Source organism: Neobacillus mesonae, assembly GCF_001636315.1.
Classification (GTDB): Bacteria; Bacillota; Bacilli; order Bacillales; family Cytobacillaceae; genus Neobacillus; species Neobacillus mesonae.
This window is the reverse complement of sequence record NZ_KV440949.1, coordinates 349,829-373,055: the sequence shown is the minus strand read 5'-3', so window position 1 is coordinate 373,055 and position 23,227 is coordinate 349,829. Positions and strand designations below refer to the sequence as shown.

General features: G+C 38.3%; 29 protein-coding genes, 1 pseudogene and 1 riboswitch. Of the genes and pseudogenes, 17 read left to right on the top strand and 13 right to left on the bottom strand.

Translation table 11 applies throughout. From position 1 onward, the window contains the following. The first annotated feature begins 178 nt into the window (after nt 1-178). The 3 genes from A6749_RS01765 to A6749_RS01755 are packed head-to-tail and all read left to right on the top strand — an operon-like array spanning nt 179 to nt 1,214. Entirely contained in the window at nt 179-553 is a 375-nt protein-coding gene (locus A6749_RS01765) for a DUF2089 domain-containing protein (protein ID WP_066384241.1), read from the top strand. Continuing rightward, nucleotides 550-942 carry an SHOCT-like domain-containing protein gene (locus A6749_RS01760; RefSeq protein WP_066384239.1) on the top strand — a complete coding sequence of 131 codons (393 nt, stop codon included), beginning with the start codon at nt 550-552 and terminating at the stop codon, nt 940-942. Before A6749_RS01765 ends, A6749_RS01760 begins: the two co-directional genes overlap by 4 nt. A gap of 2 nt (nt 943-944) precedes the next feature. Beyond that, nucleotides 945-1,214 carry a hypothetical protein gene (locus A6749_RS01755; protein ID WP_066384238.1) on the top strand — a complete coding sequence of 90 codons (270 nt, stop codon included), beginning with the start codon at nt 945-947 and terminating at the stop codon, nt 1,212-1,214. Nucleotides 1,215-1,251: 37 nt separating this feature from the next. Here A6749_RS01755 and A6749_RS01750 read toward each other — a convergent pair whose 3' ends face one another. After that, nucleotides 1,252-2,715, bottom strand: coding sequence for an amino acid permease (locus tag A6749_RS01750; RefSeq protein ID WP_236719755.1), 1,464 nt, complete (start codon nt 2,713-2,715; stop codon nt 1,252-1,254). A gap of 116 nt (nt 2,716-2,831) precedes the next feature. Beyond that, nucleotides 2,832-3,021: riboswitch (Lysine riboswitch) on the bottom strand. 202 nt (nt 3,022-3,223) lie between these two features. On the opposite strand from A6749_RS01750, the gene A6749_RS01745 reads away from it, so the two are divergent. Then, nucleotides 3,224-4,195, top strand: coding sequence for a DMT family transporter (locus tag A6749_RS01745; protein WP_066384232.1), 972 nt, complete (start codon nt 3,224-3,226; stop codon nt 4,193-4,195). A 63-nt stretch (nt 4,196-4,258) separates the two neighbouring features. Here A6749_RS01745 and A6749_RS01740 read toward each other — a convergent pair whose 3' ends face one another. From A6749_RS01740 to A6749_RS01730, 3 genes are all read right to left on the bottom strand, one after another. After that, complete coding sequence (locus A6749_RS01740; RefSeq protein ID WP_066384222.1) at nt 4,259-5,119, bottom strand: DUF421 domain-containing protein; 861 nt, start codon at nt 5,117-5,119, stop codon at nt 4,259-4,261. 14 nt (nt 5,120-5,133) lie between these two features. Beyond that, nucleotides 5,134-5,340, bottom strand: coding sequence for a DUF1657 domain-containing protein (locus tag A6749_RS01735; RefSeq protein ID WP_066384220.1), 207 nt, complete (start codon nt 5,338-5,340; stop codon nt 5,134-5,136). 68 nt (nt 5,341-5,408) lie between these two features. After that, nucleotides 5,409-5,612 carry a DUF1657 domain-containing protein gene (locus A6749_RS01730; RefSeq protein ID WP_066384217.1) on the bottom strand — a complete coding sequence of 68 codons (204 nt, stop codon included), beginning with the start codon at nt 5,610-5,612 and terminating at the stop codon, nt 5,409-5,411. Nucleotides 5,613-5,829: 217 nt separating this feature from the next. Between A6749_RS01730 and A6749_RS01725 the strand changes: the two genes are divergently transcribed. From A6749_RS01725 to A6749_RS01720, 3 genes are all read left to right on the top strand, one after another. Continuing rightward, nucleotides 5,830-6,435 (top strand): hypothetical protein, encoded by a 606-nt coding sequence (locus A6749_RS01725; protein ID WP_066384213.1) that lies wholly within the window; start codon nt 5,830-5,832, stop codon nt 6,433-6,435. Nucleotides 6,436-6,521: 86 nt separating this feature from the next. Further along, the gene (locus tag A6749_RS28285) at nt 6,522-6,680 is read left to right on the top strand and encodes a hypothetical protein (protein ID WP_161487106.1); all 159 of its coding nucleotides are present in this window, start codon (nt 6,522-6,524) and stop codon (nt 6,678-6,680) included. Between the two features lie 189 nt (nt 6,681-6,869). Further along, nucleotides 6,870-7,739: a YitT family protein gene (locus A6749_RS01720; protein WP_127489945.1), complete on the top strand. Its 870-nt coding sequence runs from the start codon at nt 6,870-6,872 to the stop codon at nt 7,737-7,739. Between the two features lie 222 nt (nt 7,740-7,961). Here the strand turns inward: A6749_RS01720 and A6749_RS01715 are convergent, their stop codons facing one another. The 3 genes from A6749_RS01715 to A6749_RS01705 form a co-directional block, all read right to left on the bottom strand. Continuing rightward, nucleotides 7,962-8,213 (bottom strand): sigma-G-dependent sporulation-specific acid-soluble spore protein CsgA, encoded by a 252-nt coding sequence (locus A6749_RS01715; RefSeq protein ID WP_066400644.1) that lies wholly within the window; start codon nt 8,211-8,213, stop codon nt 7,962-7,964. Between the two features lie 117 nt (nt 8,214-8,330). Further along, entirely contained in the window at nt 8,331-8,579 is a 249-nt protein-coding gene (locus A6749_RS01710) for a hypothetical protein (protein WP_066384206.1), read from the bottom strand. A 146-nt stretch (nt 8,580-8,725) separates the two neighbouring features. Further along, the gene (locus tag A6749_RS01705) at nt 8,726-9,436 is read right to left on the bottom strand and encodes a class I SAM-dependent methyltransferase (protein ID WP_066384205.1); all 711 of its coding nucleotides are present in this window, start codon (nt 9,434-9,436) and stop codon (nt 8,726-8,728) included. Between the two features lie 228 nt (nt 9,437-9,664). Between A6749_RS01705 and A6749_RS01700 the strand changes: the two genes are divergently transcribed. Together A6749_RS01700 and A6749_RS01695 are read left to right on the top strand one after the other, a co-directional pair. After that, nucleotides 9,665-10,237, top strand: a complete 573-nt coding sequence (locus A6749_RS01700; RefSeq protein ID WP_066384201.1) for a YkoP family protein — start codon at nt 9,665-9,667, stop codon at nt 10,235-10,237. A 104-nt stretch (nt 10,238-10,341) separates the two neighbouring features. Then, nucleotides 10,342-10,653, top strand: coding sequence for a hypothetical protein (locus A6749_RS01695; protein WP_127487741.1), 312 nt, complete (start codon nt 10,342-10,344; stop codon nt 10,651-10,653). Between the two features lie 262 nt (nt 10,654-10,915). Here the strand turns inward: A6749_RS01695 and A6749_RS28005 are convergent. Then, nucleotides 10,916-11,121 (bottom strand): annotated as a pseudogene (locus A6749_RS28005) (IS5/IS1182 family transposase); the annotation flags it as partial. A gap of 168 nt (nt 11,122-11,289) precedes the next feature. Then, a complete protein-coding gene (locus tag A6749_RS01690; protein WP_066384196.1) occupies nt 11,290-12,171 on the bottom strand; it encodes a VanW family protein in 882 nt (293 codons plus the stop codon). 194 nt (nt 12,172-12,365) lie between these two features. Here A6749_RS01690 and A6749_RS01685 point away from each other — a divergent pair, with 194 nt between their 5' ends. From A6749_RS01685 to A6749_RS01645, 8 genes are all read left to right on the top strand, one after another. Then, complete coding sequence (locus A6749_RS01685) at nt 12,366-12,767, top strand: acyl-CoA thioesterase (RefSeq protein ID WP_066384193.1); 402 nt, start codon at nt 12,366-12,368, stop codon at nt 12,765-12,767. 180 nt (nt 12,768-12,947) lie between these two features. Then, nucleotides 12,948-13,649, top strand: coding sequence for a response regulator transcription factor (locus A6749_RS01680; protein ID WP_066384189.1), 702 nt, complete (start codon nt 12,948-12,950; stop codon nt 13,647-13,649). Next, nucleotides 13,621-15,060: a sensor histidine kinase gene (locus A6749_RS01675; RefSeq protein ID WP_084797603.1), complete on the top strand. Its 1,440-nt coding sequence runs from the start codon at nt 13,621-13,623 to the stop codon at nt 15,058-15,060. Before A6749_RS01680 ends, A6749_RS01675 begins: the two co-directional genes overlap by 29 nt. 157 nt (nt 15,061-15,217) lie before the next feature. Continuing rightward, on the top strand, nt 15,218-16,621 hold the full coding sequence (locus A6749_RS01670) for a S1C family serine protease (RefSeq protein WP_084797602.1): 1,404 nt from the start codon (nt 15,218-15,220) through the stop codon (nt 16,619-16,621). A 98-nt stretch (nt 16,622-16,719) separates the two neighbouring features. Beyond that, a protein-coding gene (locus A6749_RS27460; protein WP_153042994.1) for an IS3 family transposase occupies nt 16,720-18,068 on the top strand; the annotation gives its coding sequence in 2 pieces (ribosomal slippage) (nt 16,720-17,164 and nt 17,164-18,068; 1,350 coding nt in all). Between the two features lie 170 nt (nt 18,069-18,238). Next, nucleotides 18,239-18,820, top strand: a complete 582-nt coding sequence (locus tag A6749_RS01655; protein WP_066400633.1) for a YitT family protein — start codon at nt 18,239-18,241, stop codon at nt 18,818-18,820. 95 nt (nt 18,821-18,915) lie between these two features. Next, nucleotides 18,916-19,593: a response regulator transcription factor gene (locus tag A6749_RS01650; protein WP_066400631.1), complete on the top strand. Its 678-nt coding sequence runs from the start codon at nt 18,916-18,918 to the stop codon at nt 19,591-19,593. Continuing rightward, a complete protein-coding gene (locus A6749_RS01645; protein WP_066384182.1) occupies nt 19,586-20,821 on the top strand; it encodes a sensor histidine kinase in 1,236 nt (411 codons plus the stop codon). Before A6749_RS01650 ends, A6749_RS01645 begins: the two co-directional genes overlap by 8 nt. An 8-nt stretch (nt 20,822-20,829) precedes the next feature. Here the strand turns inward: A6749_RS01645 and A6749_RS01640 are convergent, their stop codons facing one another. From A6749_RS01640 to A6749_RS01625, 4 genes are read right to left on the bottom strand one after another with little or no spacing between them, the layout of a single operon-like run. Next, nucleotides 20,830-21,396 (bottom strand): ferric reductase-like transmembrane domain-containing protein, encoded by a 567-nt coding sequence (locus A6749_RS01640; protein WP_066384177.1) that lies wholly within the window; start codon nt 21,394-21,396, stop codon nt 20,830-20,832. Further along, a complete protein-coding gene (locus A6749_RS01635; RefSeq protein WP_236719614.1) occupies nt 21,393-22,328 on the bottom strand; it encodes an FAD:protein FMN transferase in 936 nt (311 codons plus the stop codon). Before A6749_RS01635 ends, A6749_RS01640 begins: the two co-directional genes overlap by 4 nt. Continuing rightward, nucleotides 22,303-22,551, bottom strand: a complete 249-nt coding sequence (locus A6749_RS01630; protein ID WP_066384166.1) for a hypothetical protein — start codon at nt 22,549-22,551, stop codon at nt 22,303-22,305. Before A6749_RS01630 ends, A6749_RS01635 begins: the two co-directional genes overlap by 26 nt. A gap of 15 nt (nt 22,552-22,566) precedes the next feature. Next, the gene (locus A6749_RS01625; RefSeq protein ID WP_066384161.1) at nt 22,567-23,175 is read right to left on the bottom strand and encodes a copper amine oxidase N-terminal domain-containing protein; all 609 of its coding nucleotides are present in this window, start codon (nt 23,173-23,175) and stop codon (nt 22,567-22,569) included. Nucleotides 23,176-23,227 lie beyond the last annotated feature (52 nt).

Genomic DNA, 23,227 nt, shown 5'->3' with positions numbered 1-23,227 from the left:
AGACCTTAATTACGGGTCTGTTTTTTTGTTGGTTTTAATCAAAAATGAATTTTAAAATATTAAAGGTGAAATTAAATAAGTTAATTATATTTTTAATTTTAATAAAAAATATTAATTTTTAGTTTGATTTTAATCAAAAATGTTGTATGATATGGTTAATACAGGAAAGGAGAAGATTATGGCATATCCTTTACTTACAAACTGTCCGGTTTGTAGTCAACAATTAAAAATTACGAAGCTGCAATGCCGGCATTGTCAAACAACAATAGAAAATGAATTTGAAGTTTCAAAGCTGGCGGCTCTCGGAAAAGAACAGCTTCGTTTTATTGAGGTTTTCCTTAAATGCCGTGGGAATATAAAAGAAGTAGAAAAAGAATTAGGCATTTCTTATCCGACAGTAAGAGGGAAATTGGATGAAATCATTTCAGCTTTAGGGTTTTCTACACAAAAGAAACCAGAAATTGATAAGAAAAAGATTGTTACAATGCTAGAAAAGGGAGAAATCTCAGCGGAAGAAGCGATTGAATTATTAAAAGAGGAGGAAGAGGAATGAAGGATGAAATTTCAAGAATTTTAACGATGGTAGAGGAAGGAAAAATTGACAAGGAAAAGGCGAGTGAATTGATTAATATTCTCCAGGGGAAGGAGCAATCAGAACCAGTTTCCTTAATAAAAGAAAGAACCCCTTATGGCAATAAAATGTTGAAAATTCGAGTAACATCCGATGAAGGCGATAATATAAATGTAAATTTACCGATTAATCTTGTGAAGGCAGTTTTAAAGGTAGGGACAAATATAGCTGAAAAAATACCTGAGGCTTCTAAATATGTGAAGGATATCAATATTGATCTATTAATCGAAGCGATTGAAAATGAATTAGATGGACAGATTGTTGATATCAACTCTGCAAATGGTGATAAAGTATATGTGGTGATTGAGTAATAATGTTAAAGGTCAGGGTGAAAGTAAAAGATAGAAAATTCTCCATTCCTGTGCCGTATGCGGTTTTGAATTTGGCAAGTTTGATTATTACCTCGAAGCGAGTTAACCGTTTTATTAATAATGCGATTGAAAAAGACGACAGTAAATTTATCTTCCCGGAAATTGACAGAAAAGATTTGAAACCTTTACTCCAAGGACTATCCAATTATAAAGGGCTCGTCCTTGTAGAAACAAGGTTAAAGGATGGAACTGAAGTAGAGGTAAAACTATAAAAACAACACGCAGCAGATGCGTGTTGTTTTTATAAAATTAAACTTCTAAATCACATTTATTTAAAGGAATTAGTTTCGTTTTCCTTGTTAATTTATGGCCAATCCAAAGGATTAGAAATAATGGTAAGCCAATATAAGAAACCATAACACCATTCCAATCAATATGATCGCCCAAAAATGCTGAATAATTTTGCCCTAATACTACGAAAGCACAAACAGCAAAGGCGAAGATGGGACCGAATGGGAATAACTTCGATTTATACGGTAATAAGCTAAGATCCTTCCCTTGCGCAATGAATGCCCTGCGGAAACGATAGTGACAAATAGCGATTCCAAGCCAAGCAATAAACCCTGACATTCCGGAGGCATTCAGCAGCCAAACGTAAACCGTGCCATCACCGAAGAATGAAGCTAGAAAAGCGACAGTACCGACTAAAGTAGTAGCAATTAACGCGTTTACCGGTACTCCTCTTTTATTTAGTTTACCAAGGAATTTTGGTGCTTTACCTTCACGTGCTAAATCCCAAAGCATCCGGGTTGAGGCGTACATTCCAGAATTCCCTGCTGATAATACAGCTGTTAGGATAACTGCATTCATAACAGAAGCAGCAAAGGCAATTCCTGCTTTTTGGAAAACAAGTGTGAACGGACTGACGGATACATCTCCATTCGCTAAGCTTTCATTTGTATAAGGAATTAATAGACCAATAACTAAAATGGCTAACACATAGAATAAAAGAATCCGCCAAAATACAGATCTTACTGCACGTGGAATCGATTTACCAGGGTTATCTGTTTCACCAGCAGCCACACCTAAAAGTTCGGTTCCTTGGAAAGAGAAACCTGCAGCCATGAAAATACCGAGCATAGTCATAAAGCCGCCATGGAATGGAGCATCACCAACAGTGAAGTTTTTAAAACCTACTGCCTGGCCGCCCATGATTCCAAATATCATCAACGTTCCTGTAATAATAAAGATGATAACCGTAACAACTTTAATTAAAGAGAACCAATATTCCGCTTCACCAAAGCCTTTAACAGAGAGATAATTTAATAGGAACATTATTACTAAAAAGATTCCACTCCAAAGAAAGGATGGTGTATGAGGGAACCAAAACTTCATGATCATTGTTACCGCTGAAAGTTCGGCAGCAATGGTGATTGCCCAGTTATACCAATAATTCCAGCCAAGGGCAAAGCCAAGGGATGGATCGACAAACTTTGTCGCATACGTACTGAAGCTGCCCGCTACCGGCATATATGCCGCCATTTCGGCTAAGCTTTGCATTAAAAAGTAAACCATAATCCCAATTACTATATAGGAAAGCAGTGCACCACCGGGCCCAGCCTCATGAATGGCTCCGCCGCTGGCAAGAAATAATCCGGTGCCAATCGTTCCGCCAAGTGAAATCATTGCCAGGTGGCGTGATTTTAAGCTGCGCTTTAATTCAGTTTTTTCACTGTTTGTTGTGGTTGATTTGTTGTAATTATCATTTTTCATTGCGTTTGCTGATTGCATACTAGTGACTCCTTTTCATTTTATAGGAAGGAGTTTGGAATAAAAAATGCCACCCAAGCAGATTCAGGTGGCATTGTTAATACCCCGCATCATACCTTCCGAAAGATAGCTCAACACGTTTGGCTGGTAGGTCCAATCGTGACAGTTCTGTTCCTATTCGGAAACAGCCCCAGCATACTTAACCAGAGAAAAAGTACACTTCGGCAGCTTTTCCTTTCAGATGGAGTCAGGTAATGTCTCTGCATCTCGTCCATCCTACTAATAAAAGCCGCGACCTCTACCCCATCGGTTTGATGAGGATTTTTTTATAAAGTTAATATATTTCTATAGTATAAACATTATATTGTAAAAGTCAATGGTAAAAAATCTATACATGTTAAACTACAATATTATAGATTTCTTTAACAAAAAATTCAGAAATCTGATATACTGAAAAAGTTAATGATAAAAAAATAACCCTATAGAAAATATATAAAGGGGGAGTAGATGGATGAAGCCGATCATCATTGGAATTTTTGCTGCTTTCTTTTTTGCCTTTACATTTATCTTAAACAGGGCAATGGACCTAGCAGGCGGCAGCTGGATATGGAGTGCTTCCCTTAGATATTTCTTTATGGTTCCATTTCTCTTCATCATCGTAATGGCGAGGAAAAACTTAAAACCGCTGTTTGTCGAAATGAAAAATGCACCGGGTACGTGGCTTTTATGGAGTTTTGTTGGTTTTGGCTTGTTTTATGCACCGCTTTGTTTCTCGGCGGCATATGCCCCGGGGTGGCTGATTGCAGCAACCTGGCAAATTACAATCATCTCTGGTTCTCTGCTTGCCCCGTTATTCTATGAGACAATTATGACCGAGAATGGACCAAGTAAAATAAAGGGCAGAATTCCGCTAAAAGGGCTGGCTATGTCGATGATTATTTTACTTGGAATCATTTTAATGCAGGTCCAGCAGGCATCCCAATTAACAGTAATGGCCCTGACACTAGGGATATTGCCGGTAGTCGCTGCATCATTTGCATACCCGCTTGGAAATCGTAAAATGATGGATGTCTGCGGCGGGCGTTTGGATGTATTTCAGCGGGTATTAGGGATGACACTTGCCAGTCTTCCGTTTTGGGTCCTGCTTTCAATCTATGGATACTTTACGGTTGGTTTACCGAGTATCGGGCAGACTGTTCAATCCAGCCTAGTGGCCATTTCTTCAGGGGTTATTGCTACCATTTTATTTTTCCAAGCAACTGATTTGGTGAGAGGAAATATGCAAAAACTGGCCGTTGTTGAGGCTACTCAATCAATGGAAGTGTTGTTTGCCCTGATAGGGGAATTATTGCTGCTTAATTCTGCTTTTCCAACAACGCTATCGTGGCTTGGTGTTGCCTTGGTTATGGGTGGAATGGTGCTGCATAGCTATATTTCCAATAAAAATGTAGCACCAATCAGGGACAAAGCTACTGCCTCATAAGTCCATTAAATAATCCTTATCAGACGATTGATAAGGATTATTTTTATGCCTGCAATTAAAAACCTAACCGTTTAAAAATGGTTCCAGCTTTGTAATGATTTCTTGCACAGTGGCAGCATTCTTCTTATACATTGCTTTTGATTTCTCACATTGGGTTGAAAGAGAGAAAATCTCTAAATCCGCTTGTGTCTTTTTTAATGAAGCTAACAGCAATGGACGCTGCTGCGGCTGGGGAACTTGGATTTTATCATCATAGAGATCAAGGGTTAATTCACCATAAGAATCAACCTGTCCTAGAAAAACATTATCGAGTGTTGCATTCATCTTTTCCAGTTCTGTATATAGCCATCCTCTGCTTTTACCGCTCCAGCGTAATGCGTCATCGATAATTTTACCATCCATAATGATGGTATACGGCTCTTTCTCATTTGGCACTTTCATTTGTAAATCTTTGGGTGTTAATGGACGATTTTCCTTCTTTAGAAGCACACTCAATTTTCCTTGTGGTTCTAAAACAGCAAATTCCACATCAGCAATTTTAAAGACATTATTTTGCCTTAGCAAGGTGGAGATATTGTCGATCGTGTACTTTTCCTTTTTTAGATTTTCCTCTAATAACTTCCCATCCTTAATAATAACAGTCCCGCTGCCCTCAACAATATCACGGAATTTTTTGCTTTTAAGGGAGAGGTAGTCCGATAAAAAGGTAACAAAACCAAAGATAAATATAGCGAGTGCACCCTGAAAATAATTTTGTTCTAAACCAGTAACGACCTCACCAGCGATACTTCCAATGGTAATTCCGGCAACATATTCAAAAAATGTCAACTGTGATATTTGTTTTTTTCCAACAAGCTTTGTGATCAGGAATAAAAATAAAATAAAACTAAGAGAGCGAAGCAGTATTTCGATATAACCATTCATCCATTTTCACCTCATTAAGAGCCTTTATATTGTGGTTCCTGCCGTTCTAACTCTAAGACTCGAAATTGCAGGTCTTTTTTAACGGTTTCTATTGCCATTGCGGACTCATGAAAAATGGATTTTGCTTCTTCATCTAAAGAATTTAACGCAAGGGTGGAAAGCTGTGATTCAATTCCCCTTACTGTGAGGAGACATTGTTTAACATTTGAGGCTACTGTCATAATTAGACCACCTTTTTATAAAAAGTAATACATGAAAAAGGGGTTGGCGAAAAAGCCAACCATGTTTATTACTGATTGTATTGTGGCTCTTCAGTTGTAATTTCTTGAAGACGCGGTTCTACGCTGTCAAGGATTGCCTGTGTCTGCTGGGCAGCTTGTTGATAAAGCTGTTTTGCATTTTTGTTATCGGTTTGTAACGCAAAAGTTTCAAAAGCTGCTTGAGCACTTTTTAATCCAGCGATGGTTTGTTTCACTTGTGTTCCAACTGTCATAATGAGTACCTTCTTTCTATGTGTGAATGATGTTTCAAAGATAGTATGCGAATCATCCAAAAGCTTATGTATAGAAAAAAAGTGTAAAGGGGCGTAAGTTTTACCAATTAAGATGGTAAATTTCAAGTGCAGCTTGTTATTTGTTAAAAATATTACAATTATTAGTAAAATTTGATAAAATTGAGTAAGAAGATAATTACAGGAAGGGGAAATAAATTTGCTGTTAATGAGAAAGAAGGAGACATCCGAGGAAAAATCCGTAAAGCTTGTTGCCTACACGATTATTTTGTACATAAGCAGTTTTTTTGTTCCATTTGTTATAGTAGCGTCTTTTCAAAGTCTTGTTTACTTTTCCCGCTCACAATGGTTTTTTGCTACACCATTTTCCGCTTATATCACATTTATGGCAGGAATGTTTTATATCGCTGTTGTATTTACTATATTTTTGATTTTTCGCCAAAAATGGGATGGGAACAATTTTAAAATCATAACAGGTTTGCTTCTTTTGATTAGTATTCCGGCGTTTTATTTCAGTTTAACGAATTATTATTATTTAGATGATAAAGGGGTCCATTATAATTCGTTGATGAGTGTAAATGAGAAAGAGTATAAATGGGAAAATGTACATACTGTTCATATTGTTTATCGAAATCACCAAGGGACTGTAAGCAATTATCAGTACAAATTTGAGCTGAACAATGGCAGCATTATTACGCTTCCGTACGATGACAAATTTGCAGAAAATGTAGGGCGGATCGAGGATAAAATTCAGCAATTTGGCATTACTGTAAAGGATAATTTTAAGAATCCAGTTATGGATTAGTTAAAGGGCTCTCCTCGAAGGAGACCCTTTTTTGAATATGAACGGCATCGCATAGGAACAATATTTTAATAAGGGAGCTGATAACTTTGTTTAAACGAAAAGATCATAAGAAACAAAATCCAACACTTGCACCAGGAATGGACGACCATGAAGAATTAGAACAAAGTGCGACTACAGAAGAGATCGATAAAGGTGAATACACAAGTGTCACCACACTTTCCTGGGACGAAGTTGAACCTAGCTAAAAATACCAGGCTGCCTGAATATATTCAGGCCTTTTTTTTGAAAAAATAAAAAAATAATGCAAAATGATATAAATCTCGAACCTAATTCGGTATTCTATAAATATAATATTAAATATCGAAAGGGGCTAGATAATGCAAGAAACTCATGAGCTAAATATTATTAATCAACAGGAAACAATTGAAGTGGTAATGGAGAAAATTCAGCATCGTAAATTAACGAAGAAAAAAATTCTCCAGCGGATTTTTTTAATTACCATTGGCGCAAGTTTAATGGGTGTCGGACTGGAAATATTTCTGGTACCAAATAATGTAATTGATGGCGGCATTACCGGAATTTCGATAATGCTTTCATACATTACCGGATGGAAATTAGGGATTTTCTTATTTCTTCTAAATATTCCATTTTTCTTCTTAGGCTATAAACAAATTGGAAAAACCTTCGCCTTATCTACTTTGTACGGTATTATTATCCTTTCTATTGCTACAACCTTACTTCATCCAGTTCCTGCCTTTACGCAGGATATATTATTAGCATCGGTTTTTGGCGGAATTGTCCTTGGGATTGGGGTAGGAATGGTCATTCGTTACGGTGGTTCATTAGATGGAACCGAAATTCTAGCGATTTTATTTAATAATAAACTCCCTTTCTCGGTCGGGGAAATCATTATGTTTTTTAATCTGTTTATCCTGGGCTGTGCAGGTTTTGTGTTCACTTGGGACCGGGCTATGTATTCGCTGATTGCGTATTTTGTTGCCTATAAAACCATTGATATTACAATTACCGGTCTAGATGAATCAAAATCCGTGTGGATTATTAGTGATCATGCAAAAATTATTGGTGATGCCATCATGCACCGTCTTGGCCGCGGAGTTACGTTTTTAAATGGGGAAGGGGCCTATTCAGGCGACCAAAAAAAGGTGATATTCTGTGTAATCAATCGTCTGGAGGAAGCAAAGCTGAAGGAAATTGTAACGGAGTATGATGAGAACGCCTTTTTAGCTGTTGCAGATATTGCGGAAGTTCGCGGCGGCAGATTTAAAAAGCGGGAAATTCATTAAAGCTGTTTTTGGAAATTTTGTAAGAAAGTGCACCGATTGTCGAATTTGCAATTCTTAAAAATGGTCATGTTTGAATTTTCTAAAAATATTTGTCGATTATTGAGCGGATTTTAAAATAGGTAAATCGAGTTTTGTCGTAGTATGCGCTTACCTAGGAAATAAAACAACGGAAAAGGGGATATTTCCGAAAAAGATGGCAGATTACCGCTGCCATCTTTTTCGTTAAAATAACAACTCATATACCTCATTCAATTCGTAGACTCGCCTGTCATCTTGTACATCCTGGGCATAGTTAATTTCGGCGTGTAAAATTTTATTTAAAAAATCGATTTCTTTTTGATTTAGACTTCTGACAAATGCACCTTCAGATTTGTATTGTCCTTCGGTCAGCTTCTCATAAAGATGTCTGCCTTCAGTATGGTCATCCGTATAATTCGACAAAGTTTCCCTAAGATACCCTAATGTTCTATCCACAGTAATCACCAATCCTTTCACCACTTATTTTTTATCGGAAAGGATAATATATTCATGAGGTTTGATGAACTGTGGAAAATCTTTAAAAAAAGCAAGTAAGAAATCATACTTGCTGAGTTAAAAGAAAAGCGGGAAGCCGATGCCAAAACCTACAAACGGGAAGAAAACAGGCGGACGCCAGAATGGTCCCCAGAATCCATAGCCGTAGCCGTCTCCAGAGTTGGAACGCCCATATGCTAACTCTTCGATTTCCAAGCCGTCCTTTCTGACCTTTGATACTTTACCCATAGCCCATTGCCCTTCTTTATTCTTAAAACGAATAATTTCCCCCTCTAAACGTTTAGCCTGTTCATAACTAAGCTGCATTTAAATTCCCCCAATCAATGTAGTTGTTATAAAATATGAAGGATGTCCATATGATGGAAGGGCGAAATAACCAAACATGTCCGTATTTTTAAAAAAAGCCATGATTTTCAAATTTTAATTGAAAATCATGGCTTTCAGTTCCATGTTTATTTTGAACAGGTGAAAATTCGATGACTTAAAATGTCGTGATATTTTAAGAGCATATTCCCATGTTGATTGAGGATACTAAAAAGCTCCGGTTCGAAACCTTGAGAAAAGTTAAATTCCTGCGCTGTGTTTCCTTCCATTAAATTTAAATGATGGGCCTTCATTTCAATGTTCTTAAAGCCAGTTTCTTCTAGCAGCCGCATCCAGTCGGTTTCTAATAATAATGAATCAATATTATAAAACTGGATGATCTCTTGTTCTTCTTGTTTATTTAGCTTGGCATTTATGGTCATCTCATTGGCAATCAGCCGGCCCCCTGGTTTTAAAACCCTGTAGTATTCTTTTAAGGCTTTTGGCTTATTCACAAATGCCAAAACCGATTCACATAAGACCAAATCAAAGGTATTACTTTGAAACGGAATTTCTTCTACAGAACCTTGAATCAATTGAATGGGTAATTGAAGGGTTTGGAAACGGCTCTTCGCCTTTTCAACCATAATTGGATTTAGTTCAAGGCAAGTGATCTCTGCTTTATACTGGTCATATAAATATGCTGCCGTTTGCCCTGTACCGCAGCCTGCATCTAATATGGTACATTCATTTGTAATTTTTTCATCATCAAGTATGCTTTTTGTTAATCCAATTCCTCCTGGATGGGCTCCGCCAATGCCAAACTTTGCCAAAAAATCAATATATGTTAAGCCACCCATAGACACCACCCTAACACCTTTTTTGCATCTTATGAATTTGGTCGGGAATAGGTGCTCTTATCAATATGATTATTTTTATTATTCCATAATGGAATTATGTAAACTAAGATTATTCAATGAATAGCTCATTCGCTGATTCATTTTCAAGTTCATTTTTCATATCCTAATACCATAATAAAAAAGGGTCAACAACATATTCTTATGGTCGATGGGAATGGAGTGTAGCAAATGGCTGTTCGGTTAGCAATTCTTTGGTTATGGAAACTGATGGATCCACTTTTTTATATATGTTCCCGTTTACAATATATATTGGACGACCAAAAAAAACGCTCAATCTTCCGTGTACGGGTGACAAAATATAGGGGGAAAAGGATAATTCTATCAGACGGCACCGTGATCGGGAAAAACGATCTGCTTTTAAAAATTCATCTTCACAATGTTCGCTTGTTAATGGAATATGTAAGAATCAAAAATGAACTAAAACGATCCCGAATGATTTACAAGCTGGTACTCCAATCCATGCCAGCTCTGACTAATTATCTTAAAGCCCATCCGAAGCAAGATAAAATTAAGGCGATTATTGGAATAACTACACTTAACCGTGGTGTTCAATCGTTAGGTTTTGAATGTTTTATACCTCAAAGCTATTGCTATCGTGTGGTGAAACAGCTGGGCCAGCTTCCGATTTTTTTGCTGTCCGGTACCCCGTTAAAGCATTATCCAAAACACGAATTGACGTATTTATTTTTATCGAAGGAATTCCTTTACGGAAATTACGGACAAAAGACTGTCAGTAAATAACAAAGCATGTACAGTTTCCTACTAATACTCATCCGAAATGGGGACAAATTAAGTAAATGGAAGACCCATTTGTTCTTCCGCATAAAGGTAAAGGGGTGCTGAACATGAGAAGAAATCTGAAAAGAATGCCGCTAATGAAAATGTTTATGCCAAAGCGCAATAATAAAGGAGCCATCTGGGCATCACTTGCCGGTATTGGAATTGGGGCTGCTGTTTACGGTATGACGAAAGGAAGACGAAATAATATGGCACTTCCGCTGAGGGATTCAGTTAAGAATATGGCTGGTCCTATTAGGGACTCGGTAAAAAATATGGTTCCAAAAATGAATTTAAACAATATGGATAATGCCGCGTTAACAGAGTTTTCCGATGAGCTATTAGCAAGTGCATTAAACAATAATAATCAAAATAGGTAAGTAAAAAGTCCGCCATTTTTGCGGACTTTTTTTATTCTTTTTATAAAAAACAGTCCATGCAAAGGGGCCTGTTGATTTCCGCTCCGGGCACTCGCTTTCCGCGGGGAGGTACGGGAGCCTCCTCGGCGCTTTTACGCCTGCGGGGTCTCCCGTGACCTCTCGATCCCGCAGGAGTCGAGTACCCTCCGCTCCAATCAACAGAGGTGCATTTCAACCTAAAGTATGCAACACACTTTTTCTAACCTTGCTAAGTGTGTTGTAAACTTTTTTGTATTTTGGCAGGCCTTAACTCTGTCCTATCCCTTTAAGGCTTTTCCAGACTTAACTCTGTCCTCTTCTATTGCTTTATTTAATTCCTATAAATATTCGCGAGTTTTTACTTCAACTTCTTCTTTCGTAAACTTATGTATATTGGCATTAGCCTTTAAAAAAATGGGTTGAATCAGTAAATAAAACACGGCCTCCAACGCCCGCGGAAAGCGAAGCGCCTGGAGCGCAAATCAACAGCCCAGTTTAATGAGCTTATAAATTTATTATAAAATATTAACGCAAAGAATCATTAAAGAATGTAAGTGGAATAAAAGGCTGTCGTGAGTTTCTCGACAGCCTGTAAAAAGTCCGCCATCGCGGACTTTTTTAATGCAGTGCTCTAGGAATTTTTCGCGGTTGGTAATTTATACCTTCGGATGAATACAAATTGATAATCAGCAGATTTCCAAGTGTGCGTGCTCTAATTAAGACCGGCTGCTGATACTTATTTTTAAATACAAAGTCAGGACCATACCAGCTGACCGTAGCATCTCTTCCGGGTGGGATGTAGGGGACATCCCGGCTGTGTGAAAAGCGTTTTACAATCGCAAGGCCGGCATTGTCCACGGCATTAAATAGAGTAGATGATACTTGGCAAATGCCCCCGCCAATATCTTCCGAGAATTCACCTCGGACAATTACGGGGGCCTTTAAATATCCTTTTGCTTTCGTCCTTTTTCCTACAACCTTATTGAATGAAAATGTCTCTTCAGGAAAAACGACATGATTATTTATGGCCTCAGCAGCGAGCTTAATGTTAAAGGAACGATTCCTATTGTGAGGGTTAAATGATGTTACATAGCTTCCAATTCGCTTACTGCGAATATCACTTAGCAATTCGCTGTCTACTTTTGGATGGACTGTTTCCATTGGAATTTCTAAGTTAGCATAATTTTGGTTAAAGAAATAAGAATAAATTCGCTCTCTAAAAGCCTCGCGATTGATTTTAGAACCAGATTCTTCCGGAATGATATTCCCTTTTTGATCAATACGTGCATTTTTTGGCTCCATAGAAATTTGTTGATCTAATTGGTTTAAAAACTGCTGATATTTTTGATCGTCGAAAATTGGCAGGTCTGTATATGGGTTGAAAAAATCCAAATGGTTGATAGTTGTGATCAATACGCCATCTTTTGTAATGGTTATCTCTTCAGGAGCACTAACCGGCTGGGCTGCCAGCCAAAATGCCATTATCCAGGATAAATTCATAGCATCACACCTCCTCGTTTTAATATTGCTTATCTTTTGTTGTTTCATGTAACTACAGGAGGCATTGATAAATAAATTCGCTACTATAAAAATTGGAAATAAGGGTGAGGGATTTCAATTCAAAAAAATATAAATATTAAATAATTGATTGTATAATGAAGTAAATATTCAAATTTTGGAAGGAAGAAGAAAACATGCATGAAACTAATCTTACAGTAAGATTTGGTGAAACTGATGCACTTGGTCATATTAATAATACAAGTTATTTTATTTATCTTGAAGAAGCGCGGATTCGTTTTTTGGAGGCTCTTGGTTACGGAGCGGATGCAAAGAATTGGAACTTTATTTTAGCATCTGCGAAATGTGATTTTGTCAGCCAAGGGTATTTCAATCAAAAATTAGGGATCAAAACTTTTGTATCCAAAATAGGAACGAAAAGCTTCCAGCTTGAACATGATATTGTTGTGGAAGAAACAAATGAACTGATTGCCCGCGGAAATGTTACAATGGTGTATTTTGACTTTGAAAAACAAAAAAGTGAACCGCTTCCGGAATTGATCAAAGATGGATTGAGACAGCATCTCATTCTATCTTAATTTTTCCCTATAGAGATCAGTGAAGGCCTTGAAACGTTTCAAGGCCTTTTTGCCTATTTATTTATTTCAAAACTATGAACAATCTATTAATAAGCTGGGAAGAAAGTATAAGAACCTTTGCTATCGAGGAAATTTTGTTTACACTAGTATTGTGAAGTTTTTTCTGGGAGTTGAACTAATTTGAAAATATTAGTGATTGAAGATAATAAAAGTGTTTGTTCAATGATTGAGATGTTTTTCGCCAAAGAAGGGATTGATGGCGTATTTGTGAACGATGGGCTCGAAGGCTATAAGCAGTTTAAAAATGGTACTTGGGATGCATTGATTGTGGACTGGATGCTCCCTGGAATGGACGGGGTGACGATTTGCCGAAAAATAAGAGAAGAAAAGTTAACGGTTCCAATTATAATGTTAACTGCAAAGGATAGTGAATCCGATCAAGTGTTAGGTCTCGAGATGGGAGCGGACGATTATGTTACGAAACCGTTTAGTCCGTTAACTCTGATGGCTAGAATTAAAGCAGTTACCCGCCGTTATCAAACACAAGCTTCTAAAGAAATGGACGGTATACTGCAAACGGACCATTTTAAGATAAATAAAACAACCAGGGAAGTAATTGTTGACGGAACACCAATTACGAATCTTACACCGAAGGAGTTTGACCTGCTTTATTATTTGGCCGAACATCCACGCCAGGTTTTCTCAAGAGAGCAATTACTTGAAAGCGTCTGGGGCTATCAATTCTACGGAGATGAACGAACCGTTGATGTTCATATTAAACGGCTGCGGAAGAAAGTAGAAATATCGTCACAGACGTTTTTCCATACTGTTTGGGGAGTAGGGTATAAGTTCGATGACACAACGAAAGCCGATGAAATTTAAGTATTTTTACCAGCAGTTTTCTACCCATATTAGTATTATCATCGTGGCGTTTTTACTGCTGAGCCTGCTGTTTGCGCATTATCTTGAAAATCTTGTATATGAGAATAAAGCAGATGAGCTTATATCATATGGCGAAGCGATCTTGTCTGATATTAAAGAAGCGCCTCTTGCTTCAGACCGGATTATTGATCAATACAGTAATGTTTTAGCGGCCAGAAAAATGAGCTTTAGTATGTTTGACCGGGATGGGAACCTGTATTTAGTCAATAACCATGGGCCGGCAATAAAAAATCTGCCGCGTTCCGATTGGGAAAAGGTTACAAAGGGACAAACCATTGTGGTTCAAAGTGATTATAAAAGTTTTGATCAAGATGGGGTAACATTTGTTGTTTTACCGTATATTGATCATGATAAATTCTATGGCGGGATTCTTTTAACATCGCCAATCAGCGGATCTATTAAAATGATTCAGCAAATAAATAAGATTTTACTTTATACCATTTTAATCTCATTTGGTGTCTCGTTTCTTCAAAGCTGGTACTTGTCTAGAATTCACGTTAAACGTATCCAGCGTCTGCGCGATGCTGCTTCTCAAGTATCCGCGGGAAATTATAATGTCCATGTTGATTCCTCTAATTATGATGAAATTGGAGAATTAGCGAATGATTTTAATAATATGGTTGATAAAATTAATGTTTCTATGCTGGAAATTGAAAGCCTGGAAAACCGCCGCCGGCAATTTATGGCCGATGTGTCCCATGAAATGCGGACGCCGCTTACGACTATCAGCGGTGTAATTGAAGGTTTAAAAAATAATATGATTCCTGAAGAGGATAAGGAAAGGGGGATTAATCTTGTCAGTCAAGAGGCCAAGAGATTAATCCGCCTTGTAAACGAAAACCTCGATTACGAAAAAATCCGCTCCAATCAGATTCACTTATTTAAAGAGGAAATCCAGCTCACGGAAGTGCTGGAAATTATACAGGAACAACTAGGTCTTCAGGCTGAAGAAAAGAATGATCAGATAATTGTGGATGCTTCTACTGACCTATATGTATTAGCTGACTATGATCGTCTTGTTCAAATTTTAATCAATATTACTAAAAACAGCATTCAATTTACGGCAAATGGCATCATTTGGCTGCGGGGAAAAGCGGATCACAATCATGTGATTATTGAGATTGAGGATACTGGGATTGGAATTGATGCGGATGAAGTAGAAAATATTTGGCGGCGCTTTTACAAAGCTGATTTATCCAGAACCACCAATCCGTATGGCGAATTTGGCCTAGGATTATCGATCGTCAAGCAGCTCGTACATCTTCATAACGGGGATATCAAAGTCTTTAGTGAAAAAGGAAAAGGGACAAAATTTGTTATCACCTTTCCAAAACAATCAAGTTTGAAATGAGCTGCAGATTAAACACCTGCGGCTTTTTGTTTTCTATAATAATTCTTAAATTTTTCCAAAACCGGTCTAAAATTGTTCATAGTTTTTTAACATTTGTTGGATACATTTAAGACAAGAAATATAATCATTGATTTAACTTTATAGGAGTTGATCAAATATGGAAAATAAAGAGCAGTTTGAACAAGAAAATTCGGTTGATTTATCACTGCCGGCCAATACTTCAGAATATGCACCTGAGGTAGAGGCAGAACGAAAAGTAACAAGTGATACAGCAAAGGGTGAAGAGGAACCAAAAGTGACAAATGATGCGACAAAAGTTGAGGCGGAAAATAGTAATTTCAAAGTAGAAGAAAAAAGAGGGAAAGAGCCTGCACGAAATAACCGTATGAAAAAGAATATTAAAGGTTTTGCCTCTACATTGGCAGCAGGTGTCATAGGATCTGTCTTAACCTTAACGATTCTGCCGCATACGGATTATGTGAAGAACTTCCAGTCCCAAGCAGATGATCAGCCTGTTCAAATCCAGCAAACCGGCCCCCAGGCTAAACCTGTTTCGGCTCAAGCAGGAAATACTAATTCAATTGCTAATACGGTGGAAAGAGTATCAAAGGCAATTGTTGGGATTGAAAATTATCAACAGCAACAAAGTGTTGACTTTTTTGGGAATACAACAGGACCATCACAAAATGTTGAACAAGGTTCTGGTTCTGGCGTTATTTTTGAGAAAAAGAATGGTCATGCATATATCGTGACAAATAATCACGTAGTTGAAGGCGCCTCTAAGCTGGAAGTGTCTTTATATGATGGAGCAAAGACCCAGGCTACAGTGGTTGGGACAGATGCCTTAACCGATTTAGCCGTGCTAAAAATTGACGAAAAAAATGTTAATGCAACGGCTGAATTTGGCGATTCAGCGACACTTCGTCCAGGAGACCAAGTATATGCAATTGGCAATCCATTAGGATCTGAATTGTCACGAACAGTTACCCAAGGGATTGTCAGCGCGACAAACCGAAGTATTTCAGTACCAACATCGGCTGGTAATTGGGAGACAACCGTCATCCAGACAGATGCCGCAATTAACCCGGGAAACAGCGGCGGGGCACTCATCAATCCTGAAGGCCAGATTGTTGGGATTAACAGTATGAAAATATCAGAAAGCGGTGTCGAAGGGTTGGGCTTTGCGATTCCAAGTAATGATGTGATCCCAATTGTGAATCAATTAATTAAAAACGGCAAAATCGAACGTCCATATTTGGGCATTGGATTAGCTGACCTTAATGAAGTTCCGCAGATGTATTGGGGAGACCTTCCAAAGGATGTCACCAAAGGAGTCATCGTTATGAATATCGACCCGAATTCTGCAGCGGCGCGAGCTGGTTTTCAGCCTAAAGATGTAATTGTGTCGATGAATGGTGAAAAAATTTCTAGTTCAGCAGAATTACGAAAATATTTATATACGAAGGTAAAATCAGGTGATGATATTAAATGTGAGATATATCGCGATGGAAAGCTGAAAACCTTGACGGTTAAATTAACAAATAATCGAAACTCGGATTGATGATAGTTACGTTTTAATCATGAACAAAAAAAGGAACCGTCGTTTTGAACTGCACCCCAATTGTTAGACACAACTAACAATTGGAGGTGCAGTTTTTTATGACTAAATATTCTTTAGAAACCAAACTAGAAGCTATTTATGACTACCTTGAGGGGGTAGAATCCTTTAAAGATATAGCTGGAAAATATAGTGTAAATATTACGATGTTAAAAAAATGGGTAGCTAAGTATCGTGAACATGGATTAGCAGCTTTCCACAAAACATATACAAACTATCCAGTAGAGTTTAAAATGGACGTACTAAATTATATAAACGAGATGGGAGCGTCCATCGATGAAGCAGCTTTAGCATTTAACATTCCAGCCTCTACAACAGTCGGGAATTGGAAGTGTTTATTTGAAACTCAAGGGATTGACGCTCTTCAACCAAAGACAAAGGGGCGTTCATCCATGAAAAAAGAAACAAACAAAGCTCAACCGGCGGAAGGATCTGAAAAAGCGTTACGCGCTGAAATTGAGCGTTTACGTATGGAGAATGCCTATTTAAAAAAGTTGAGTGCCTTAATTCAAGAAAAAGAAAAATTACGGAACAAGACAAAGCGCAAGTAATATATGAATTAAGGCATGAATTTAAAGTTATCGATCTAGTAAAGGTCGCTGGTATTGCGCGTAGTACCTATTATTACTGGATTAAACAAATGAATCGTCCAGATAAATATAAGGAAGTCAAAGAACTAATTAATCATATTTTTGAGGAACATCAAGGACGATATGGATATCGTCGTATCACGTTGGAATTACGTAATCAAGGATTACAAATTAATCATAAAACTGTTCGCCGCCTGATGAATGAAATGGGATTAAAATGTCTTGTACGCATGAAAAAATATCGTTCATACCGTGGGCAAGTAGGTAAAATTGCCCCTAATATTTTGGAGCGTGAATTTAAAGCATCAAAGCCTAATGAGAAGTGGGTAACGGATGTAACAGAATTCCACCTACATGGAGAGAAGCTATATTTATCCACCATTCTAGATTTATACAACGGGGAAATCATCGCTTTTAACACAGAAAAGCGTCCTGTTTATCCACTTGTTTCAAAAATGCTGGATAAAGCTTTTAAACGTCTAAATGACGGAGACACCCCCATCCTCCATTCTGATCAAGGTTGGCATTATCAAATGAAGCAGTACCAACATGCTTTAAAAGAACGTGGGATTACTCAGAGTATGTCACGTAAGGGGAATTGTTTAGATAACGCAGTCATGGAGAATTTCTTTGGCTTATTAAAGTCTGAATTACTCTATTTAAAAGAATTTGAGAGTATGCAGCATTTTAAAGTAGAATTAGAGAAATATATTTATTACTATAATCACAAACGGATTAAGGCAAAATTAAAAGGCATGAGTCCGGTTCTATACCGAACTCATGCCCAGGTAGCTGCCTAAATTTCAGTGTCTAACTTTTTGGGTTCAGATCATTTGCTGTGGGGTTCCTTTTTGCTGTTGGATGAAGCCCAAGAACTGTCCCCATGCACCAACTTGTCTAAAACCATTTGAATGAAGTCTATTTTCCTATCATATATGTATATAAAGGAAATCGGACAAGGATGGTCGGGATGCTTAAAAAAATTGCTGTAATTGGCTTTGGGAGTACGATGATTGGGATTGGCATTAATGGATTTATCCTTCCTTTCCATTTAATTAATGGGGGATTTTTCGGCATTAGTCTCTTACTTAATTACATATGGGGGCTGAAGGCGGGGATAACGTTTATTTTCCTAAATATTCCGGTTTATTTATTTGCTTTAAAAAATAATCCTGGTTATTTTTATAACGGATTAATCGGGGCAATTATTTGCGGTTTAATGCTGGAGATATGGATGCCGTTAAACGGGGTTATTCACATGCCGATCATGAGCAGCATTATTTTAGGTGCAACTATCATTGGAATAGGAGTCGGTGTCATGCTCCGCAGTCATATCAGTCCCGGGGGTATGGATTTACTCGCGCTGATACTGGCCAAGTGGTCCCGAATCAATGTTGGCGTCATCATCTTTGCGACAGATGCGGTCATTATTATAGTCGGATTGCTTTTCCTTCAAGATGTCAAACTATTGTACTCGCTCGTGATTGTGTCCATTGTCGGCTTGCTGGCTAGTATAATTACCTCGTTTCGAGGAATACGCATCTACTCATAATGGGAAGTCTTTTGTTCAAGGAATTTTCACTTTCTTTTCAGGGAAGCCTGCTATCATAGTGATAGCAGGAATTTTTTTGAAATGAGGGGATGATGGTGAACATATTACTGGCTGAGGATGACATTCGGCTTGGAAAACTAATGTACCATTTATTAAGAACAGAATTTCACGGTGTTGATTGGGTCAAAACTGGGAAGGAAGCATATAACCATGCGATCCTCAAAGATTACGACGTGATTATTTTAGACTGGATGCTCCCGGGGGAAAGCGGACTGTCTATTTGCCGGCGGTTACGATCGAAAGGGAATCAAAGCGGAATATTATTTGTTACCGCCAAGGATGCAAACGAGGATGTCATCTCAGGGCTGGATTCTGGAGCAGATGATTATATAGTAAAGCCCTTCGAGTTTAGTGAGCTGTCCGCAAGGATTCGGGCAATTTACCGCCGAAAAGAAAAGCCTTTTGAGGAGGTTATTCGCATCAAAGATTTTACTCTAAATTTAACTACCCATGAATTTAGCAGAAATGGTGTTCCGATTGACCTGACAAAGAAAGAATACCAATTGCTTGAAATTTTAATGCGAAACCGTAATCAAATACTGACAAGAGAGGTCTTATTTGAGAAACTGTGGGGGTATGATACCGAAGTTACGGATAATGCCTTGGATGCATTAATAAAGCTAGTTCGCAAAAAAGTAGATTCTTCTGGAACACCTTCCTTAATTCAGAATGTCCGTGGAATTGGCTATAAAGTGAGATCGGGCAATGTTTAAAAAAGTAAAGACAAGATTGACGTTACTATATACCATCTCTCTGGTTCTATTGCTATGTTCATTCATCGGGGTCCTATATTTCCTAATCTCATATGAAATAAAAGTGAAAGAAATGGTAGAGTTAAACGACTATTTTATAAAAGAGCAACATGATTTCTATGAGGACCTGGCTGAAAAGGATCATCACGGCATGAAATATGATCCAGAGAGAAAGATTTTTTATTATCTATTTGACGGCTCTGGGGCTTTTGTATATGGTAAAGAATCAAACAAAGGTCTGTTTGATTGGATTGAGAGAAATCTTGATATAAAATCAAGTTCCAACAGCATCAAGGTAGATAAGGGCTCGCAGCATTTTCTATTAATGAAACAGGAACTTGGACACAATGGTTACGTCCTTCTTGGAATGGAAATTACAGCCGAAAAGCATCTCATTGAAAAAATAACATGGATCTTATTAGTTCTTACAATTGTATTTAGTTTGATTTTCGCTTTACTAGGTTATTATTTTGCGGGACAGGCGATAAAGCCGATCAAGCTGGCGTTTGATAAACAGGAAAAGTTCGTCTCCGACGCCTCCCATGAGTTACGGACACCATTAAGTATTTTTTACAGCTCAGTGGACTTATTAATGCAGGAAGAAAAAGAGCGATTAAGCCCGATTGGCCGGGAAGTGCTCGGTGATGTCAAACAGGAAGCGGTTCTGATGAATAAGCTGGTTCAAGATTTATTGGTTTTAGCAAGAAGTGATAAAAATCAGTTAACCTATGAATTAAAAGATATTGATCTTTCTTTATTATTTATCGCGATTTATAGGCGCTTTTTTAGAAATAAACCAATTGAAATAGAATTTGAGCAGAATATTCAACCAGGAATCACCTTTAACTGTGATGAGGTTAGGATTCAGCAGTTAATGTATATTTTATTGGATAATGCCTTTCGTTTTACCCAAACAGGTAAAGTTACACTTGGTTTAACTGCTGAAAACGAAGAGATTCACATAGCTGTTCGAGATTCAGGCAGTGGAATTGCTGCAGAGGATCTGCCGTTTATCTTTGACCGTTTTTACCGGGCTGATCCGATGAGGGAAAAAGGCGGTGCCGGCTTAGGGCTTTCCATTGCGAAAATGATTGTAGACGGTCATGGTGGAAAAATAGTGGTCTCCAGTAAAAAGGGAGCTGGAAGTATATTTACGGTTGTGTTTACACAAGGAAAAGGCAGCTTATAAGGCTGCCTTCATTCATTTATCGGTTTTCCCCGTTCTGATTGGTGTCTGATTACAACCGACTCAATATAGCGGAGGATTCCTACTATCAGGATGACCATAATCCCTGCGGTATAAAGAAATTGTGCCCATGGTTCAGTGGAATCGGTTCCAATTCCAATCCCGTGTACAACGGTTAATCCCCAGGCGGGTATTACAGCAAAATGAAGCTTCCGCCAATTTTTTCGGCCTAATTTTTTCATCAAAAAGTCTGAGGAGCCTATGACTAAGAAGAATAAGTAAAATGACAGTGTTCCTAAGCCAGAAAATAACGGTTTGTTTTCGGCAAGAAATGGGACTAAAAGTTGTTTCACCGAGTAAGGTACATATTGATCTTTAAGAAGCAGAAGGATATGAAATAGAATAGTCAGAAATCCAAACCAACTGCATGATTGATGAAAGACGATGAGAGCAGCTTTCTTTTTCCTTAGTTTTGAGAATGACCCCAACATGCCGGCTGCAAGTGACAGGGTTAAAAGGTAATAAGCCAAAAATCCCGAAGTTCGTATAAATGTCCATACAGAGAAATATTCGTTCAATGAATGTCACCACCGCTAAATATTATTTTTCCATCCTTTGTAACCATTACAAGTGAGTAGTTTGGATGGATTTTTTTAGACATTTGTTCCAGCTCCCTTCCGCTTGCCATAAAGGCTAGCTTTGCGATCACTTCGGCATCTGGGCAGGTTTCGGAAATAGCTGTAGCTTGAATGATGCCGTTTTCTACCGGCTGTCCGGTAACCCCGTTTAATAGGTGATGTTTTTCTTTTTCTCCTTGATGCCACTTCCGGTAAATGATATTAGATGTGGCAATCGCGCCATTCTTAATTCGAAACTGGGCAATATCTAATTCTGTTTGATAAGGATGGGCAATTGAAATCTTCCATTCTTTTTCGCCAGTTGACCATACTGCCATATCACCGCCGCCATCAACCACCCCGGCGACTGCCCCATTGATTTTTAACCAGTTTGCGGCTGCCTGTACAGCATAACCTTTGGCGATGCCGCCTAGATCTAGTTGACAGTCGCTAAGATGTTTTACCACGCTCGTGTGTTTATTAAGGCTCAAAGGACTGGTTCCTAATGGATGAACCGCTGGAATTTGTTCCGTAACATGTGTGCTTGTTAGGAACGGAAATGACCGGGTATAGCCGTGGAACTCCATTTGCGGCAATAAATAGGGTGAAAAGTAACCATTTGTCTTATTACGATACGCTTCAGCAATTGAGAGAAGATCGAAGAGGGGAGGGGAGACAGCCGCTTCTTCTCCCGCCTTTAATTGGTTCAGTCGTGATAATTCATTTCCACTGTTGAAACGGGACCATTCCCGCTCCACATATTTAATCCAATCTACAATAATCTCTTTCCAGTTCGCCGTCATACAATTATTGACGGCTATAAAGAAGGAGGTGCTCATAGCATCCACCGTTACGGTCTCTAGTCCATTAGGATCTTCGAGTTTGGCGGTCACTTTGTTCAACCCCTTTGGATGGTGCTGCCCCATTAATGTTATAGTTGGTCCAGTCTAGCTTGATCAGCGCTTTTTCCTGTTTACTTACTGAATCGGCCGAAATGGTTTGCGGTAAGTCAAGGGGAGTGGAACCCTGATTTGCCCCGACTTGACTGATTACAAACGCAGATAATGCCGTTCCGCTTATGCCCATCAACCATTTTGCTTTTTTTGATTTTGCCATGTTAATCCCCTTTCTTTATAACGACTGTAAAACAATCGCTTTTTTTGCCTCATTCCAGGTTACTCGATAGCCTAAGGCATTTGCGGCAACTGAAATCGGCAGATAAATAGAATTTTCGTAAGCGGCCGCGTTGACCGGCATTGGTGATTTTACCTTGTTTTCATAAGCGGCATTAGAGCCCGCTTTAACTATTAGCTCCAAATCCCCTTTTTTTAATAGACAAATTTTACTGGTTGGGTAAAAAGTGGACGTGGCCCCTAAAATTTCTGCAATGCTGTCAGCTGAGACAAGCAGCTGTCCATCTTTGGGGATCAGGTAAATCTTCTTTTCTATTTCCCCCGAGTTGATCAACAATTCTTCCGGATTTTCAATGGGCAGTACTTTTTCCGGGTTATTCATGGGTTCTTTCGACCAAATATTCCAATAATCGGTTTGCTGCTGGTATGGAACGGCCGGCTGCTGACTTTCCCATTGCTCGTCATCGTCTTCATCATGATGTTTTTCATAATACTCATGTTTTTCATCATCATCATCGTCATGGTCATCAGCAATAACAGATGTTCCAATTGATAAAGTGATGAAAAGGGCGGCTGCGGCGGCCAGCCATTTTTTCCACTTCTTCATTTTATAATCCCTCCAAATATCTTTATAACTGGAGTCTAGACTTCTACTCTGA

What these genes read in the sequence shown, in the direction of transcription:
- A6749_RS01765 (WP_066384241.1), top strand. Translation starts at nt 179, where the DNA reads ATGGCATATCCTTTACTTACAAACTGTCCGGTTTGTAGTCAACAATTA.
- A6749_RS01760 (WP_066384239.1), top strand. Translation starts at nt 550, where the DNA reads ATGAAGGATGAAATTTCAAGAATTTTAACGATGGTAGAGGAAGGAAAA.
- A6749_RS01755 (WP_066384238.1), top strand. Translation starts at nt 945, where the DNA reads ATGTTAAAGGTCAGGGTGAAAGTAAAAGATAGAAAATTCTCCATTCCT.
- A6749_RS01750 (WP_236719755.1), bottom strand. Translation starts at nt 2,715, where the DNA reads ATGAAAAATGATAATTACAACAAATCAACCACAACAAACAGTGAAAAA.
- A6749_RS01745 (WP_066384232.1), top strand. Translation starts at nt 3,224, where the DNA reads ATGAAGCCGATCATCATTGGAATTTTTGCTGCTTTCTTTTTTGCCTTT.
- A6749_RS01740 (WP_066384222.1), bottom strand. Translation starts at nt 5,119, where the DNA reads ATGAATGGTTATATCGAAATACTGCTTCGCTCTCTTAGTTTTATTTTA.
- A6749_RS01735 (WP_066384220.1), bottom strand. Translation starts at nt 5,340, where the DNA reads ATGACAGTAGCCTCAAATGTTAAACAATGTCTCCTCACAGTAAGGGGA.
- A6749_RS01730 (WP_066384217.1), bottom strand. Translation starts at nt 5,612, where the DNA reads ATGACAGTTGGAACACAAGTGAAACAAACCATCGCTGGATTAAAAAGT.
- A6749_RS01720 (WP_127489945.1), top strand. Translation starts at nt 6,870, where the DNA reads ATGGAGAAAATTCAGCATCGTAAATTAACGAAGAAAAAAATTCTCCAG.
- A6749_RS01710 (WP_066384206.1), bottom strand. Translation starts at nt 8,579, where the DNA reads ATGCAGCTTAGTTATGAACAGGCTAAACGTTTAGAGGGGGAAATTATT.
- A6749_RS01705 (WP_066384205.1), bottom strand. Translation starts at nt 9,436, where the DNA reads ATGGGTGGCTTAACATATATTGATTTTTTGGCAAAGTTTGGCATTGGC.
- A6749_RS01700 (WP_066384201.1), top strand. Translation starts at nt 9,665, where the DNA reads ATGGCTGTTCGGTTAGCAATTCTTTGGTTATGGAAACTGATGGATCCA.
- A6749_RS01695 (WP_127487741.1), top strand. Translation starts at nt 10,342, where the DNA reads ATGAGAAGAAATCTGAAAAGAATGCCGCTAATGAAAATGTTTATGCCA.
- A6749_RS01690 (WP_066384196.1), bottom strand. Translation starts at nt 12,171, where the DNA reads ATGAATTTATCCTGGATAATGGCATTTTGGCTGGCAGCCCAGCCGGTT.
- A6749_RS01685 (WP_066384193.1), top strand. Translation starts at nt 12,366, where the DNA reads ATGCATGAAACTAATCTTACAGTAAGATTTGGTGAAACTGATGCACTT.
- A6749_RS01675 (WP_084797603.1), top strand. Translation starts at nt 13,621, where the DNA reads ATGACACAACGAAAGCCGATGAAATTTAAGTATTTTTACCAGCAGTTT.
- A6749_RS01670 (WP_084797602.1), top strand. Translation starts at nt 15,218, where the DNA reads ATGGAAAATAAAGAGCAGTTTGAACAAGAAAATTCGGTTGATTTATCA.
- A6749_RS01655 (WP_066400633.1), top strand. Translation starts at nt 18,239, where the DNA reads ATGCTTAAAAAAATTGCTGTAATTGGCTTTGGGAGTACGATGATTGGG.
- A6749_RS01645 (WP_066384182.1), top strand. Translation starts at nt 19,586, where the DNA reads ATGTTTAAAAAAGTAAAGACAAGATTGACGTTACTATATACCATCTCT.
- A6749_RS01630 (WP_066384166.1), bottom strand. Translation starts at nt 22,551, where the DNA reads ATGGCAAAATCAAAAAAAGCAAAATGGTTGATGGGCATAAGCGGAACG.
- A6749_RS01625 (WP_066384161.1), bottom strand. Translation starts at nt 23,175, where the DNA reads ATGAAGAAGTGGAAAAAATGGCTGGCCGCCGCAGCCGCCCTTTTCATC.